13 protein-coding genes are annotated in these 14,260 nt (G+C 52.4%); 6 read left to right on the top strand and 7 right to left on the bottom strand.

The window, feature by feature from the left end:
* Positions 1 to 7 precede the first annotated feature (7 nt).
* Positions 8 to 571 carry a lipoprotein gene (locus AC2FCQ_RS00985; RefSeq protein WP_490308199.1) on the top strand — a complete coding sequence of 188 codons (564 nt, stop codon included), beginning with the start codon at positions 8 to 10 and terminating at the stop codon, positions 569 to 571.
* Positions 572 to 660: 89 nt separating this feature from the next.
* Here the strand turns inward: AC2FCQ_RS00985 and yebF are convergent, their stop codons facing one another.
* The 4 genes from yebF to dbpA form a co-directional block, all read right to left on the bottom strand.
* Entirely contained in the window at positions 661 to 1,020 is a 360-nt protein-coding gene (gene yebF, locus AC2FCQ_RS00980) for a protein YebF (RefSeq protein ID WP_209634024.1), read from the bottom strand.
* 70 nt (positions 1,021 to 1,090) lie between these two features.
* Positions 1,091 to 1,399 (bottom strand): N(4)-acetylcytidine aminohydrolase, encoded by a 309-nt coding sequence (gene yqfB, locus AC2FCQ_RS00975; protein ID WP_209634026.1) that lies wholly within the window; start codon positions 1,397 to 1,399, stop codon positions 1,091 to 1,093.
* Between the two features lie 39 nt (positions 1,400 to 1,438).
* Positions 1,439 to 1,762, bottom strand: a complete 324-nt coding sequence (locus tag AC2FCQ_RS00970) for a YebG family protein (RefSeq protein WP_209634028.1) — start codon at positions 1,760 to 1,762, stop codon at positions 1,439 to 1,441.
* Between the two features lie 88 nt (positions 1,763 to 1,850).
* Positions 1,851 to 3,233: an ATP-dependent RNA helicase DbpA gene (gene dbpA / locus AC2FCQ_RS00965; protein ID WP_265553676.1), complete on the bottom strand. Its 1,383-nt coding sequence runs from the start codon at positions 3,231 to 3,233 to the stop codon at positions 1,851 to 1,853.
* 243 nt (positions 3,234 to 3,476) lie between these two features.
* Between dbpA and purT the strand changes: the two genes are divergently transcribed.
* The gene (gene purT, locus AC2FCQ_RS00960) at positions 3,477 to 4,655 is read left to right on the top strand and encodes a formate-dependent phosphoribosylglycinamide formyltransferase (RefSeq protein WP_490308198.1); all 1,179 of its coding nucleotides are present in this window, start codon (positions 3,477 to 3,479) and stop codon (positions 4,653 to 4,655) included.
* A 33-nt stretch (positions 4,656 to 4,688) separates the two neighbouring features.
* On the opposite strand, the gene AC2FCQ_RS00955 is transcribed toward purT, so the two are convergent.
* The gene (locus AC2FCQ_RS00955) at positions 4,689 to 4,931 is read right to left on the bottom strand and encodes a YoaH family protein (protein WP_209634034.1); all 243 of its coding nucleotides are present in this window, start codon (positions 4,929 to 4,931) and stop codon (positions 4,689 to 4,691) included.
* Between the two features lie 63 nt (positions 4,932 to 4,994).
* The gene (locus AC2FCQ_RS00950) at positions 4,995 to 6,002 is read right to left on the bottom strand and encodes a glycosyltransferase (protein WP_209634036.1); all 1,008 of its coding nucleotides are present in this window, start codon (positions 6,000 to 6,002) and stop codon (positions 4,995 to 4,997) included.
* A gap of 497 nt (positions 6,003 to 6,499) precedes the next feature.
* Between AC2FCQ_RS00950 and pabB the strand changes: the two genes are divergently transcribed.
* From pabB to AC2FCQ_RS00930, 4 genes are all read left to right on the top strand, one after another.
* Positions 6,500 to 7,873: an aminodeoxychorismate synthase component 1 gene (gene pabB / locus AC2FCQ_RS00945; RefSeq protein WP_209634038.1), complete on the top strand. Its 1,374-nt coding sequence runs from the start codon at positions 6,500 to 6,502 to the stop codon at positions 7,871 to 7,873.
* Positions 7,870 to 8,448 carry a CoA pyrophosphatase gene (locus AC2FCQ_RS00940; RefSeq protein ID WP_490308197.1) on the top strand — a complete coding sequence of 193 codons (579 nt, stop codon included), beginning with the start codon at positions 7,870 to 7,872 and terminating at the stop codon, positions 8,446 to 8,448. The genes pabB and AC2FCQ_RS00940 overlap by 4 nt, the downstream gene beginning before the upstream one ends.
* A 446-nt stretch (positions 8,449 to 8,894) precedes the next feature.
* Positions 8,895 to 10,259 (top strand): L-serine ammonia-lyase, encoded by a 1,365-nt coding sequence (sdaA, locus tag AC2FCQ_RS00935; protein ID WP_209634042.1) that lies wholly within the window; start codon positions 8,895 to 8,897, stop codon positions 10,257 to 10,259.
* Between the two features lie 283 nt (positions 10,260 to 10,542).
* Positions 10,543 to 12,159 carry an EAL domain-containing protein gene (locus AC2FCQ_RS00930; RefSeq protein ID WP_490308195.1) on the top strand — a complete coding sequence of 539 codons (1,617 nt, stop codon included), beginning with the start codon at positions 10,543 to 10,545 and terminating at the stop codon, positions 12,157 to 12,159.
* 18 nt (positions 12,160 to 12,177) lie between these two features.
* On the opposite strand, the gene AC2FCQ_RS00925 is transcribed toward AC2FCQ_RS00930, so the two are convergent.
* Complete coding sequence (locus AC2FCQ_RS00925; RefSeq protein ID WP_209634046.1) at positions 12,178 to 13,722, bottom strand: TerC family protein; 1,545 nt, start codon at positions 13,720 to 13,722, stop codon at positions 12,178 to 12,180.
* Between the last annotated feature and the right edge of the window lie 538 nt (positions 13,723 to 14,260).

Below are 14,260 nucleotides of genomic sequence, written 5' to 3'. Positions count from 1 at the left end.
AGTACTTATGAAGAAGATTTTAATGGGTGTTGCTGCCCTGGCGTTCGTCGGCGCATTGGTCGGTTGCAATCAGCTGACCCAGTACACGCTCAGCGAGCAAGAAGTGAACGACTACCTGCAAAAACATAACGATTACCAAAAGCAGATCGGTGTGCCGGGGTTGCTGGACGCCAATATCGTACTGACTCAATTGCAGAGCCAAATTGGCCGCAGTGAACCCGGCAAGGTTACCCTTTCTGGCGATGCGAAAGTGAATATTACCTCGATTCTCGGCCCGCAGACGGCAGATTTGAAGCTAACGCTGAAAGCACAACCGGTCTATGATCGTGAGCAAGGCGCGGTATTCCTGAAGGACATGGAATTGACTGACTATAGCGTGCAGCCGGAGAAAATGCAGACAGTGATGAAAGCGCTGACGCCGTATCTGAATCAGTCGCTAAAATCCTATTTTGATCAAAAACCGGCCTACGTTCTGAACCCGAACAACAGTAAAACAGAGGCAATGGCCAAGAAACTGGCCAAAGGATTGGAAGTAAAACCGGGTGAATTGGTCATCCCATTTACTGACTAACACTAGCCTGGAACAAACAGCCCGCTGAATAAGGCGGGCTTAATATTTTCAGGCAGGCAAACGTAAACGACACCGCCAGAAATCGGGTATTACTGTGGTTCACTGTAGGTGATTTTGCCCGCATTGCAGTCGAGGGTGACGTTGTAGGTTTTATCCTGCTTAGTGCCGCGCACTGTCAACGGCACCTGCCAGACGGCATCTTTGCCGGAAATAGCGTCCGGGCTTACCCATGCGATCGGGGTAGCGGTACCCAGCAGCTTTTTATCCGATTCCCAGCGTGTAATGCGGTTTTGTAGATAATCGCGTTTCACCTGTGCAGCAACGTCTGCCGGTTGCAGACCCGCGCATTGCGCCACTTTGGCGCTACGTTGCTCTTGCGCCTGCACCGTCGTGGTTAAACCTGCCATGGCCAACAGTGCTACGGCTAAACTCAGACCTGTTGTTCTCATATTCCCTCCAGTTGTGATTTACGCTATCCGCAGGCATTTGCCCTTGGCTCACAACTGGTCTGGCGAAAGATCAGCGCTTCGCGAAGGTGATGACAAACAGCTCATCCAGCCCCGGATAGATTTCCTTGATCACCTGCTTCAGCTCGCTGAGCGACATGTTTTCCTGCCGAGCATGCAGCTCGGTTAACGCATCCAGCCGTACCGGCGTGACTGACAGGACTTCAATCATGCAAAAGAATACGTTGTCTTCATTACGGCTAACACGTAAGACCTCACCGGGTTCAAAGTGAGATTCACTGGCATCCCGAATGGTGATGGTCTTGAGACCGGCCAAGATGTCTTGTTCAAAGCGACTGAAGAAAGTTATTTCACGGCTCATTCTAGATCCTTTTTCATCACATTGCCGCAACATAAGTCATTATGCTGCCTGCTTTTCTGACGCAGATCCCTCTTTTGTGGTAGCGACAGGTTTTTCCGCTTTAACTTTGGCCGGTTTCTTCGGTGTTTCCACCGGCGCGGCGCCGCGCAGGATTTGCCCCAGCACGTCTTTATTCTCCGCCAGGAAGAAACTCAGCCCTTCACGTTGCTCGTCATCCAGGCTCAATGGCGCCTGTTGCAACCATTCACCAAGGCTGTCGGCCAGATCCAGCATTTTGTCGTAAGCATCGGCTTCTTTCTTGGTTGCGAAAGTCATCTTTTCCTCACCGTTTCTCACCACCACATAGTGAACTTCAACTGCCATATGCGCATTCCTCAAAGGTTAGAATACTGTAATTTTATACAGTATAAGGTGATTTTACGCAGGGATGCAAGTGCACCCCTGACGTGATTTATTTCAACAACCGCACCTTGCAGTTCTTACCCTTGATTTTACCCTGTGTGAGCTGTTGCAGTGCCTTACGGGCGCTCGCCTTGCGGATCGCCACATAAGCATGCACGGGGAACATGTCTATCTTGCCCACTTCTGCTGCCGTTAACCCGGCGTCGCCGGTCAAGGCACCAAGAATGTCACCAGGACGGATTTTGGCCTTACGCCCACCGTCGATACACAAGGTGACCATCTCGGCTTCAAGTGTCGTATGGCTCGCGCCACTCAGTTCAGACACCGGTGCCCAGTTAACTCGTATCTGCAAATACTCTTCAATCGCATGCGCACGCGCCATTTCCTGCGGTGTGCACAGGCTAATTGCCAGGCCGCTCAGACCAGCGCGGCCGGTACGACCTATACGGTGTACATGCACTTCGGGATCAAATGCCAGTTCATAATTGACAACCAGTTCCAGCTCTTTAATGTCCAGACCGCGTGCAGCAACGTCGGTCGCCACCAGTACACGGCAGCTACGGTTGGCAAAGCGCACCAGAACCTGATCGCGATCGCGCTGTTCCAGATCGCCATGCAGCGCCAATACGCTTATGCCTCGCGCTTCCAGCGCTTCATATACGCTCTGGCAATCACGTTTAGTGTTACAGAACACCACGCAGGAAGACGGTTGATAATGACGAATGGCCGACACCAACACCGCTGGGCGCTGATCGCGGGTGGTTTCATAGAAACGTTGTTCGATGGTGGTTTGTTCTTCACCGTCGTCCACTTCCACATTTAACGGATTGCGCTGTACGCGGGCACTGATGCGTTCAATACCGCTCGGATAGGTTGCCGAGAACAGTAGCGTCTGACGTTGCGGCGGCGTATAGCTGATCACATCGTCGATGTCATCGGCAAAACCCATGTCCAGCATGCGGTCGGCTTCGTCCAAGACCAGCACTTTCAGTTCGTCCAACACCAGCGTTTTCTTACGCAGGTGTTCCTGAATACGCCCCGGAGTCCCCACGACAATATGCGGTGCATGCACCAGGGAGTCGAGCTGTGGCCCCATAGGCTGGCCACCACACAGGGTCAAAATTTTGATGTTTTGAGTGAAGCGGGCAAGACGGCGCAGCTCTTTGCTCACCTGGTCCGCCAGTTCACGTGTCGGGCACAGGATTAGCGCCTGCGCAGCCACTTGGGCAACGTTAATTTTATCCAGCAGGCCGATGCCGAATGCCGCCGTTTTACCGCTGCCGGTTTTTGCTTTGGCACGTACGTCCTGCCCTTTCAGGATGGCGGGCAATGCAGCAGCCTGCACCGGTGTCATTTCGGCATACCCCAATTCGTTGAGGTTGGCCAACTGTTCGGCTGGCAGCGGCAGGGAAGAAAAAGAAACTGTGCTCACGGCGATAACTCTTATATGGCAAATGGAATGGCGGCGCGCCCATGGGCAGCACCGAATTAACCGCAGATGATAACAGAGATAGGGGGGATTACGGATTTCACACATAAAAAAAGCCGCCACTTGCGGGTTTTGACGGCGGTGGCAGCAATAGGTTGGCCTTCGGCTGCACACGCAAACGTTTTCGTATATACTGCACGCCCATTATCAGACCGCTTTACACTCCACAGATCCAGGTACGAGACTATGTTAACTATTGGAACCGCCCTGCGCCCCTCCGCCACCCGCGTTATGCTGCTCGGCTCCGGCGAGCTGGGTAAAGAAGTTGCCATCGAATGCCAGCGTTTGGGACTGGAAGTGATCGCTGTTGATCGCTACGCCGATGCTCCCGCCATGCACGTGGCACACCGCAGCCACGTTATTAACATGCTGGACGGCAACGCACTGAAAGCCGTGATTGAACAGGAACGTCCTGACTATATCGTGCCAGAGATCGAAGCCATTGCCACCAGCATGCTGGTTGAGCTGGAACAGCAAGGACACCATGTGGTGCCCTGCGCCGAGGCAACGCGACTGACCATGAACCGCGAAGGCATCCGCCGCTTGGCCGCAGAAACGCTCGGTCTGCCCACCTCGCCTTATCGGTTTGCTGATGACAAAGTGACATTCCAGCAGGCTGTCGATGACATCGGCTATCCCTGCATCATCAAGCCGGTCATGAGTTCATCCGGCAAAGGCCAAAGCCTGATCCGCCGTCCGGAACAGCTAAACGCAGCCTGGGAGTATGCCCAACAGGGTGGCCGTGCCGGGGGCGGTAAAGTGATTGTCGAAGGTCTGGTGGAGTTCGACTTTGAAATCACCCTGCTCACCATCAGTGCAATTGATGGCGTGCATTTCTGTGCGCCAATCGGCCATCGCCAGGAAGATGGGGATTACCGCGAATCATGGCAACCTCAACAGATGAGCGATCTGGCGTTGAGCCGTGCGCAGGCGATTGCGGAAAACGTGGTGAAAGCATTGGGGGGTTTTGGTCTGTTCGGTGTAGAACTGTTTGTGTGTGGGGACGCGGTTATTTTCAGCGAAGTGTCCCCACGGCCGCATGATACCGGCATGGTGACCTTGATTTCGCAAGATCTGTCCGAGTTCGCCCTGCACGTTCGCGCTTTCCTGGGTCTGCCCATTGGTGCGATCCGCCAGTTCGGGCCTTCGGCATCCGCAGTCATTCTGCCACAGTTGACCAGCCGTGACCTGCGTTTCAGCGGTCTGGACCACGCGCTGGTCGGTCACAACCAACTGCGTTTATTCGGTAAACCGGACATTGACGGTCAACGTCGGATGGGTGTCGCGTTGGCTACGGCAGAAAACATAGCGCTGGCGGTAGAATCAGCCAAACAGGCTGCGGCTGCGGTCGTGGTTGAAGGGTAATTCTTCGGGGCCGGCTTGCCGGCCCCTGAAATATCAATAGTTTTCGTCTTCTTCCGAGTCATCATCAGCCAGATCGTCCGGCCGTTCCTGATGCTCTTCATCGTCTTCGTCATCAAACAGCACGCTGACCTGGTCACCCTGGTGTTTTTCGCGGATTTCCTGTGCAACGCGCGCAATGGCTTCACCACTGCTCATGCCTTGTTCCATCAACGAATGGATACGATCAGCAGCTTCCTGCTGCTCTAGATGGCTCAGGGACGGCATACCTGCAAGCATGTGATTCTCTCCGGCAAAATGGAGAGCGAGTATACCCCCTAAACCGACGGATCCCAACGCTTGTTATTCAGCAGCCGGTTGCGAAACATGCTCACCGTGCCGCCACTGTTTCAGACGATGGAGCCAGAGTATGACGTGCCAGCCTTGTTTTAGACCACGCGCATTGGCGAACATGGCGCGATCAATACCGCGTTGGTAGAATTCATCGGTGATTTGGCACTGTGCAGCCAGTTCAGGTTCACGGCGGATACTGTGGCAAATACCCAATGCTTCGCGCGTGATTTGCCAATGGAAAGCCGGCCTGATGTCGATTTTTCTCGCGTAACGCTGGTTAAGTACCCTCAGCATCTCCACGATTTTCATATAATGGCGCTGATATTCCACGTTGGCTTTACCAATACGGCGGCGATTGCTAATCGATTGGTCATGAACACGCTGGCGATACAGCGCTTTGCTGATATATTTCACCCGCTTGGCATTAAACATCACTTCGGTGGTCCAGGGAATGTCTTGGTGATGTAAACCCGGCTCGAAATACAACTGATGCTGTTTAATAAAATCAAGGCGATAAACGGCTAACCACACCACATGAATAAATTTTCTTGATTTCAGCGCGCGCTCCAACCATTGAACACCGCTTATAACCTGTGTATCGCCCAATCGTTTGAGTGGAATAATCGGTTGAAGCTCACCCTCATGGGAAAAATAACGTTCACCATTGCACTGCATAACATCCAGCTGATTTTTTTCGGCCAGTTCAATCAAGGTTGAATACATCTCAGGCGCCAGTAAATCATCCGCGTCAGGAAACGCGACATATTTCCCTTTGGCAACGGCCAACCCGGCATTGCGTGCGCAGGACACACCCGCGTTACGCTGATCAATGACAGTAATGTGTGGGTGCTGTCGGGCATAACGATGGGCGATATCGCCAGAGCCATCGCTGGAACCGTCATTGACGATGATCACTTCCAATCGCTGTTCATTTTGGGCCAGCAATGAAGCCAGAAAAGGCTCAAACAGCTCGCCCACGTTGTGCAACGGGACAATAACACTCAGCATTAGGGGCATAGGCAGCTCTTCGTAAAAAGTAACGAATGAATATTCTTAAAATATCAGGGTGCATTTAAATAAAATGAAGCACTTGCCAGTCGATTTACTCGAAGGCATACATGCGTCTTGTTACCATTTATATTTTTATACGTACGCTCTCACAGGCAGTAATTCATTACCCAAATTACAGAACACCTTGGCATTGTTAATAAAATAATCGCCTGTACCATCAGCCAATGATAACAACCAAAAACAATAACCGCGTGAAACTAATGATTTAATTTTCCGTTTGTGATTTTAGATAAAAAAATATATCGAGCATTGACTGATGTAATTATTTTTAACATAGTAAACTTTAGCTAAAGTCGCAAAAAATGCTTCATTTGCAAAATTGTTTACTCACCGTTTATGTAAAGTGTGCTTCAGCCACTGAGACCAAGACATGCACCCGCCGGTTGAATATGGCAGAATAGCCAACAGAAACAGCCGTCTGTTAGTCAGGTTTATTGAGGCCCATGAGCATAACTGCACCGAATCTTAAGTCTTTACCTTATACCCGCACTGCACTGTTAGAGCTGTTTGCACCGCTTGCACAGCAGCCTTGGGCGATGCTGTTGCATTCCGGTTTTGCCGAACACCCACACAACCGTTTCGATATCCTGGTCTCCGCCCCCTGCGCTACCTTAACCACACGGGGTTCCCTCACCGAGATCCACTGCGGTGAAGCGCATTGGCAATCTTCGGAAGACCCTTTCAGTCTGTTGCAACAGCAACTGGATCAACTGAACCTGCACCCGGCGATGGATACCTGCCTGCCCTTTCAGGGCGGCGCACTGGGGTTGTTCGGTTATGATTTGGGCCGCCGCGTGGAAAAACTGCCGCAATTGTCTCAGGCAGATATCACACTGCCGGATATGGCGATCGGCATTTATAACTGGGCTTTGATTGCCGATCATCACCGACAAACGCTGACACTGCTGAGTTATGACGATGTAGAGCAGCGCTGGCAATGGCTCAAGGGCCAGCAACCTGAAACCCGACGCGCATTCACGTTGACCCGTTGCTGGCAAGCCAATATGACGCGGCAACAGTACGGTGAAAAATTTCAGCGCATTCAGCGTTATCTGCGCAGTGGTGACTGTTATCAAATCAATCTGGCACAGCGATTCTCTGCTGAGTATCAGGGCGATGAATGGCAAGCATTTCAGCAATTAAGCGCCAGTAATCGTGCGCCCTTTTCTGCCTTCTTGCGCTTGCCACACAACACCGTCATGAGCGTTTCACCCGAGCGTTTTCTATGGCTGGAAGATCACCATATCCAGACGCGTCCCATTAAAGGCACCCTGCCGCGCCTTGCCGATCCTGAGCAGGATGCTCAGCAAGCGCAACGGTTGGCGAATTCCGCCAAAGACCGCGCGGAAAACCTGATGATTGTCGATCTGCTGCGTAATGATATTGGCCGTGTCGCCGAGCCTGGCAGCGTGAAGGTTCCCGAGTTATTTGTGGTAGAGCCCTTCCCAGCGGTGCATCATCTGGTTAGCACTATCACGGCGACCCTGCCGGAACACACCCCTGCGACGGAATTGCTGCGCGCGTGTTTCCCCGGCGGTTCCATTACCGGTGCCCCCAAAGTGCGTGCGATGGAGATCATTGAAGAGTTGGAGCCACAACGGCGCAACGCGTATTGCGGCAGTATTGGGTACATCAGCGTCTGCGGTACCATGGACACCAATATCACCATTCGCACACTCATCACCGAAAACAACCGTATTTACTGTTCCGCCGGTGGCGGTATCGTTGCCGACAGCCAGGAACAGGCGGAGTATCAGGAAACCTTTGATAAAGTTGGCCGCATCTTGCCACAACTGGGGGAGTTTACCGCGTCGTGAACCAGCCGACTTATCCAACCTCATTGGCAGCCTTTATCAGCCGTTTTCAGTTGCAGCTGCCACAGGCGTCGCAAATCTCACATAACGTTCGCCCGGCGGCAGTGTTGATACCTATCATCTGCCGCCCTAAGCCGACGTTGTTGCTCACCCGCCGCGCCGACTCGCTGCGCAAACATCCTGGACAGGTCGCCTTCCCTGGCGGCAAAACCGACGCCGACGACGGTTCATCGGTGATCACCGCCCTGCGGGAAGCTTATGAAGAAGTGGCGATCCCACCGGAGGCGGTGACCATCCTGGGGCAACTGGCACCCCTCGACAGCAGTACCGGCTTCCAGGTCACCCCTGTTGTGGGGCTTATTTCTCCAGATGTACGATTCGTCGCCAACGCAGACGAAGTTGCCGATGTTTTTGAAATGCCATTACACGAAGCGCTGACGCTATCGCGCTATTACCCACTCGATATTCAGCGTGCCGGTCATTCCCACCGCATTTATCTTTCCTGGTATCAGAGCCAATTTGTCTGGGGATTAACCGCCGCCATCATCCGGCGCCTGGCGCAGCAGGTCAGTATTTAGCGTCAATTCCGTGACCGCGATCACAAGCCAAACGGTTACCTGCGCAGTTGGCGCGGGTAAAGCGATCGGCATCACTTCATTTGTTTGCTTTTTCAACTACCGTTCTGGCTATCAGAGTTTTAAAAAAACTGTAAACCCTCTCTTCAACCTTACGAAATACCTGTAAAATACTGCCATCCGGGATAAACCACTATTTTAGCAAGGTTTAAACTGGCCGCGTTCAGCACGGGAAGCAGGCGCGATTGCCATTAACGGAGTTTAGGCAACGGAAGGTTCCAGGGCCGGCCGAATGTCTGAGGCAATCACTAACAGAAGTAACACCACGGATTATTTTATTTCATGCGAAAAAGACAACCGAACCCGTACGGTCCTTTTACAATATCGCTGTTCCCTGCGCGGTTTTTAACCGCTGCAGCCATAACAATATGCCTCTAAGGAGTTTTAGCGTGATTAGCGTTTTCGACATGTTTAAGATCGGCATCGGCCCGTCCAGCTCTCATACGGTTGGACCGATGAAAGCCGGCAAACAGTTTGTCGACGATCTGGTAAATAAAGGCCTGATGCCTTCTATCACGCGTGTTGCTGTAGATGTTTACGGCTCACTCTCATTGACCGGTAAAGGTCACCATACCGATATCGCTATCATCCTCGGCCTGGCAGGTAATATGCCGGATACCGTTGATATCGATAGCATCCCGGGTTTTATTCGCGATGTAGAACAACGTCAACGCCTGATGCTGGCCAATGGCCAGCATGAAGTCGATTTCCCGCGTGATGGCGGCATGGTTTTCCGCAGCGACAACCTGTCACTGCATGAAAACGGCATGCAAATCCACGCCTTCGCCGGGGATAAACAAGTTTACAGCAAGACTTACTATTCTATCGGCGGTGGTTTTATCGTCGATGAAGAAAACTTCGGCAAGGCCGACGAGCACGAACTGAGTGTCCCATATCCGTTCAGTTTTGCTCGCGAAATGCTCGATCACTGCCGTGAAACCGGGTTGTCCCTGTCAGGCATGGTGATGCAAAACGAACTGGCATTGCACAGCAAACAGGACATCGAAACCTATTTCGGCAACATCTGGCAGACCATGCGCGCCTGTATTGATCGTGGCCTGAATACCGAAGGCGTGTTGCCGGGGCCGCTGCGTGTTCCACGCCGTGCATCCGCCTTGCGCCGTCTGCTGGTTTCCTCAGATAAACTGTCCAGTGACCCAATGAACGTGATTGACTGGGTCAATATGTTTGCACTGGCAGTGAACGAAGAGAACGCGGCAGGCGGCCGTGTTGTCACGGCGCCGACCAACGGGGCTTGCGGCATCGTACCGGCCGTGCTGGCGTACTATGACCACTTTATTGAGTCCGTTAGCCCAGACATTTACATCCGCTACTTTATGGCTGCGGGTGCCGTCGGTGCGCTGTACAAGATGAACGCCTCTATCTCCGGTGCCGAAGTCGGCTGTCAGGGTGAAGTGGGCGTGGCCTGTTCAATGGCTGCGGCCGGTCTGGCTGAACTCTTGGGCGGTAGCCCGGAGCAGGTGTGCATCGCGGCAGAAATCGGTATGGAACACAACCTGGGGCTGACCTGTGACCCGGTTGCCGGCCAGGTTCAGGTGCCGTGCATCGAACGTAACGCCATTGCTTCCGTGAAGGCGATCAACTCCGCACGCATGGCCTTGCGCCGTACCAGTGAACCTCGCGTATCGCTGGATAAGGTGATCGAGACCATGTACGAAACCGGTAAAGATATGAACGCTAAATACCGCGAAACCTCTCGCGGTGGTCTGGCGATCAAAGTGCAGTGCGACTAACGTCCTCACCCCGCCTTCACGGCGGGGTTTTTCTTGGTATGAACGCTGAATAATCAAACCACTAACACACACCAAGTGACAATGTCACGATAAAATATGTCGACACTGTCACGCCGATCCTGCGGTTAACCCGCAATTTAGCCCTCTGTTTCGCCAAATTTAAATAATTTACTGGGTTACCATCACTCTTGTATAACGACAGGCTAGAATTAGCCAAGTATCATTTAGGGCAGTTTGGCCTGGCGGTGATTTTTGGGCTGGCTTACCGAACAAGGATTTAGTGATGTTGATGACCCAACTTACCGTGACCAAATACCGTTATTACCGTTGGCTACTGGCCGGGGCGGTTGGGTTGGCTATTCTGCTACTCTCACTCTATACCCGTTATTACCAAGAACTTGGTACCATCGAACAAAACCGACAGTTTCTCGCTACCCGCACCGTTGCCAAAATTAATGATTTACTGACGCCCGCCCGACAACAAGCCGAACGATCCATGCCGATGTTGGACCAATCTTGTGAAACCGCAATGTCAGCATTGCGTTTCCGCGCCGCACAAAACCAGGCCTTACGTGCCATGTTATTGGTCAAAGATGGTGTTATTTACTGTTCCAGTCTGTTCGGCGCACGTAAGTATGATTTCAGCGCTATTTTACCCACCGTAGCAAACGATGGCGCGACACTGGTGCTGCGCCCCTCGTTAACCGTCGCCAAAGGGGTACCTACGCTGATCATGTGGACACCCGTTGCGCCAGGTGATAACCGCAACGGTGTGTTACACGTTTTCAATATAGAATTGCTGGCAAACTTTTTGCTGGAGCCTCAGGAACCCTTTGCACAGCGCGTGGTGTTAAACGTCGGCAATTACAGCCTGGAATACGGTCGTCGAGAGATCTTGCGCAGCGATACGCTGACGGCAGACCTACGGTATACGGCAAAATCTGCGCAGTATCCCTTCTCTATCTCATTATTTGGCCCACAGGCTAACGTGCTGGCGCTGACGGCACTGCCGCGTCATATCCCATTGTCGCTGTTGATCAGTCTGCTGGCAGCCTATGTGGTGTATCTGCTGACGGCTAACCGCATGAGTTTGTCATACCATATTGGCCATGCCATTACCCATCGCGAGTTCCGTGTTTACTGTCAACCTATCATCAATGCCGAAACCGGCAGATGTGTTGGTGTTGAAACCTTGTTACGTTGGAAAAACAAACGTCAGGGCTGGATTTCACCTGATGTATTTATCCCGCTGGCAGAACAGCATGGCTTAATCATCTCCCTAACACGCTACCTGATAACCACTGTGGTAGAGAACCTGCATTTGTTCCCGCCACGCCCTTCGTTTTATATCAGCATCAATGTCGCCGCCGAGCATTTCAACGGGGTTACTATCATCGACGACATCCGCCGTCTGTGGCTGCCAGCCCATCCGATGCCGTCACTGATGCTGGAACTGACCGAGCGTACCGCATTGTCGGAAATTCAGTATGAGCAGATTAAAACGCTGAAAGAAATGGGTGTCATGCTGGCCATTGACGATTTTGGAACCGGGCATAGCTCTCTGAGTTATCTGAAAAAACTCAGCCCTGACGTATTGAAGATCGATCGCGGTTTTACTGCGGCAATCGGCACCGATGCGATTAACGCGACGGTCACCGATACCATTATTACCCTGGCACAGCGTTTGAAGCTGAAACTGGTGGCTGAAGGAGTAGAAACGGCCGAACAAGCGGATTATCTACGCTCACGTGATGTGAACGCCTTGCAAGGTTTCTATTTTGCCAAACCCATGCCGATCAATGTATTTCCGTTGTGGCTACAGCAATATGAATCGCGGTTACGGGCAATGAACAAGCGGGAAGAACGTCAAAGAGAAGAGGAAATCAAGCCGGAGGCATAATGCCCCCGGCCCGTGATATTACTGGTGCTCCTCGTCGTGAGGTTCCACTTTTGTGATACGCACCAGCTCGATACGGTACTCAGACACCTCGACGATTTCAAAACGCAGTCGATTAAGTTCTACCACATCACCCACGACCGGCATTTGGCCGTAGTGTGCCAGCAGGAACCCCGCCAAGGTGGCGTAATCCGCCGTTGGGCTAACCAAGTCTTCACAGTTTAGCGCCTGCTCCAGCGAGTGCATGTCAGCACCGCCTTTCACCAGCCAACTGTTGGATTCCACCACGATATCCGGCGTTTCATCCTCATCAGGGAATTCACCTGCGATCGCCTCCAACACATCCAGTGGCGTAACCAGTCCCTGCACTACGCCAAATTCGTTGGTGACGACGACCAAACGCCCTTTGGCACGTCGCAAGACTGCCAGCAGGTTAATCACGTCCATGGTCTCCGGCACGACGATCGGCGGTGTGCGCGCAGCGAATTCTGCGATATCTTCGCCCCGCTCTACTGCCACCAGCAGATCCTTGGCACGAACCACACCGATAATCTCATCCAGGGAGTCACGGCACACCGGGAACAGGCTGTGTGGCGTGTCCAGCAATTGTTCACGGACTTCTTCCCGTGAACGATCGCAATCCACCCATGAAATTTCGGTGCGCGGCGTCATGACGCTACGCAGGGAACGGGAGGCCAGCGTCAAAACACCGCTGATCATATAGCGTTCTTCTTCTGCGAAGGTTTCGTTTACCGGCATCGGCACTGCTTCATCTGTCTGCTGTGCTCGCTGTTGCCCCATCAAACGCATAATCGCTTCGGCGGTACGCTCACGCATAGGACGATGCGCCTGATGCTTGATAAAGTTACGGCGCGCGATTTGGTTAAACAGCTCAATCAGGATCGAGAAGCCAATCGCAGCGTACAGATACCCTTTCGGAATATGCATGCCAAAGCCTTCGGCGATCAGGCTCAAGCCGATCATCAACAGGAAGCTCAGACACAGCACCACGATAGTCGGATGCGCATTCACGAAGTTAGTCAGCGGTTTGGAAGCCACCAACATCACCACCATCGCGATAACCACGGCCGTCATCATTACCGCCAGGTCGTTCACCATCCCCACCGCGGTAATGACCGCGTCGAGCGAGAACACCGCATCAAGGATCACAATCTGCACCACAACAGCCCAGAACTTGGCGTAGCCCCGGTTAGCGCCATCTTGATGTGTTTGTCCTTCCAGCCGTTCGTGCAGCTCCATGGTGGCCTTGAACAACAGGAAGACACCACCGAACAGCAGGATCAAATCACGGCCAGAGAAGCTAAAGTCCGCCACGCTAAACAGCGGCGTGGTGAGCGTTACCATCCAGGAAATGACCGACAACAGGCCCAGACGCATAAACAGCGCCAGCGACAGACCGAGTATACGGGCTTTATCACGCTGCTTCGGTGGTAGCTTGTCGGCCAAAATGGCGATAAACACCAGGTTGTCGATACCCAGTACAATTTCCAACACCACCAGTGTCAGTAACCCAGCCCAAATTGAGGGGTCCATTAAAAATTCCATATCAGACTCCGAAAAAAAGACAGGATGGCCGAGCGATGCTCAGGCGTGACGATGCCGACGCAGGATTTGCGCAAACAACAGCAAGATAACGGGATTGCAGTACCGGGAGATGGCCGAACGGCCGTGTGATTTGTGCTACGCCAGCAGGTGGCGGGTGGAACCTTGAAAAACAGTAACTTCGGTGACAGTCCATAGGGTGGGCTGAGGCCCTTCACTCCTAAATATGAAAGAAGAAATACTCTAGCAGGAATTTTTTTGCCGGCAAAGAAGCTTTTTTACGTTCTGCATCGTCTTGTAACAGCTCTGTTGTTTAATTCCGCAAACACCGCGTTAAGACTTATCCGAGCGTTCAATAACAGAGCAATGTCACAAAATTTATTTTTTCACTCACTAAAATAAATGACGCTAACGTGGTTCAGCGCGCACAGGCTTTTGAAACTGCGCGAGAAATGTTAAGAGCGGGTTTCCAAATATCTACCATAATGTATCTGAACCGCGGAAGTGACTGCCAGGAAGCAAATGAACTAAAGAACGACAC

Source organism: Serratia sp. CoH_134_PS_4 (genome assembly GCF_058190535.1).
The sequence above is the reverse complement of the archived record's forward strand: the minus strand, read 5'-3'. Positions and strand labels throughout refer to the sequence as shown.

Excerpts from the sequence above, each read along its gene's own strand:
- AC2FCQ_RS00985 (WP_490308199.1), top strand. The coding sequence starts at position 8 with ATGAAGAAGATTTTAATGGGTGTTGCTGCCCTGGCGTTCGTCGGCGCA.
- yebF (WP_209634024.1), bottom strand. The coding sequence starts at position 1,020 with ATGAGAACAACAGGTCTGAGTTTAGCCGTAGCACTGTTGGCCATGGCA.
- yqfB (WP_209634026.1), bottom strand. The coding sequence starts at position 1,399 with ATGAGCCGTGAAATAACTTTCTTCAGTCGCTTTGAACAAGACATCTTG.
- AC2FCQ_RS00970 (WP_209634028.1), bottom strand. The coding sequence starts at position 1,762 with ATGGCAGTTGAAGTTCACTATGTGGTGGTGAGAAACGGTGAGGAAAAG.
- purT (WP_490308198.1), top strand. The coding sequence starts at position 3,477 with ATGTTAACTATTGGAACCGCCCTGCGCCCCTCCGCCACCCGCGTTATG.
- AC2FCQ_RS00955 (WP_209634034.1), bottom strand. The coding sequence starts at position 4,931 with ATGCTTGCAGGTATGCCGTCCCTGAGCCATCTAGAGCAGCAGGAAGCT.
- AC2FCQ_RS00950 (WP_209634036.1), bottom strand. The coding sequence starts at position 6,002 with ATGCCCCTAATGCTGAGTGTTATTGTCCCGTTGCACAACGTGGGCGAG.
- pabB (WP_209634038.1), top strand. The coding sequence starts at position 6,500 with ATGAGCATAACTGCACCGAATCTTAAGTCTTTACCTTATACCCGCACT.
- AC2FCQ_RS00930 (WP_490308195.1), top strand. The coding sequence starts at position 10,543 with ATGTTGATGACCCAACTTACCGTGACCAAATACCGTTATTACCGTTGG.
- AC2FCQ_RS00925 (WP_209634046.1), bottom strand. The coding sequence starts at position 13,722 with ATGGAATTTTTAATGGACCCCTCAATTTGGGCTGGGTTACTGACACTG.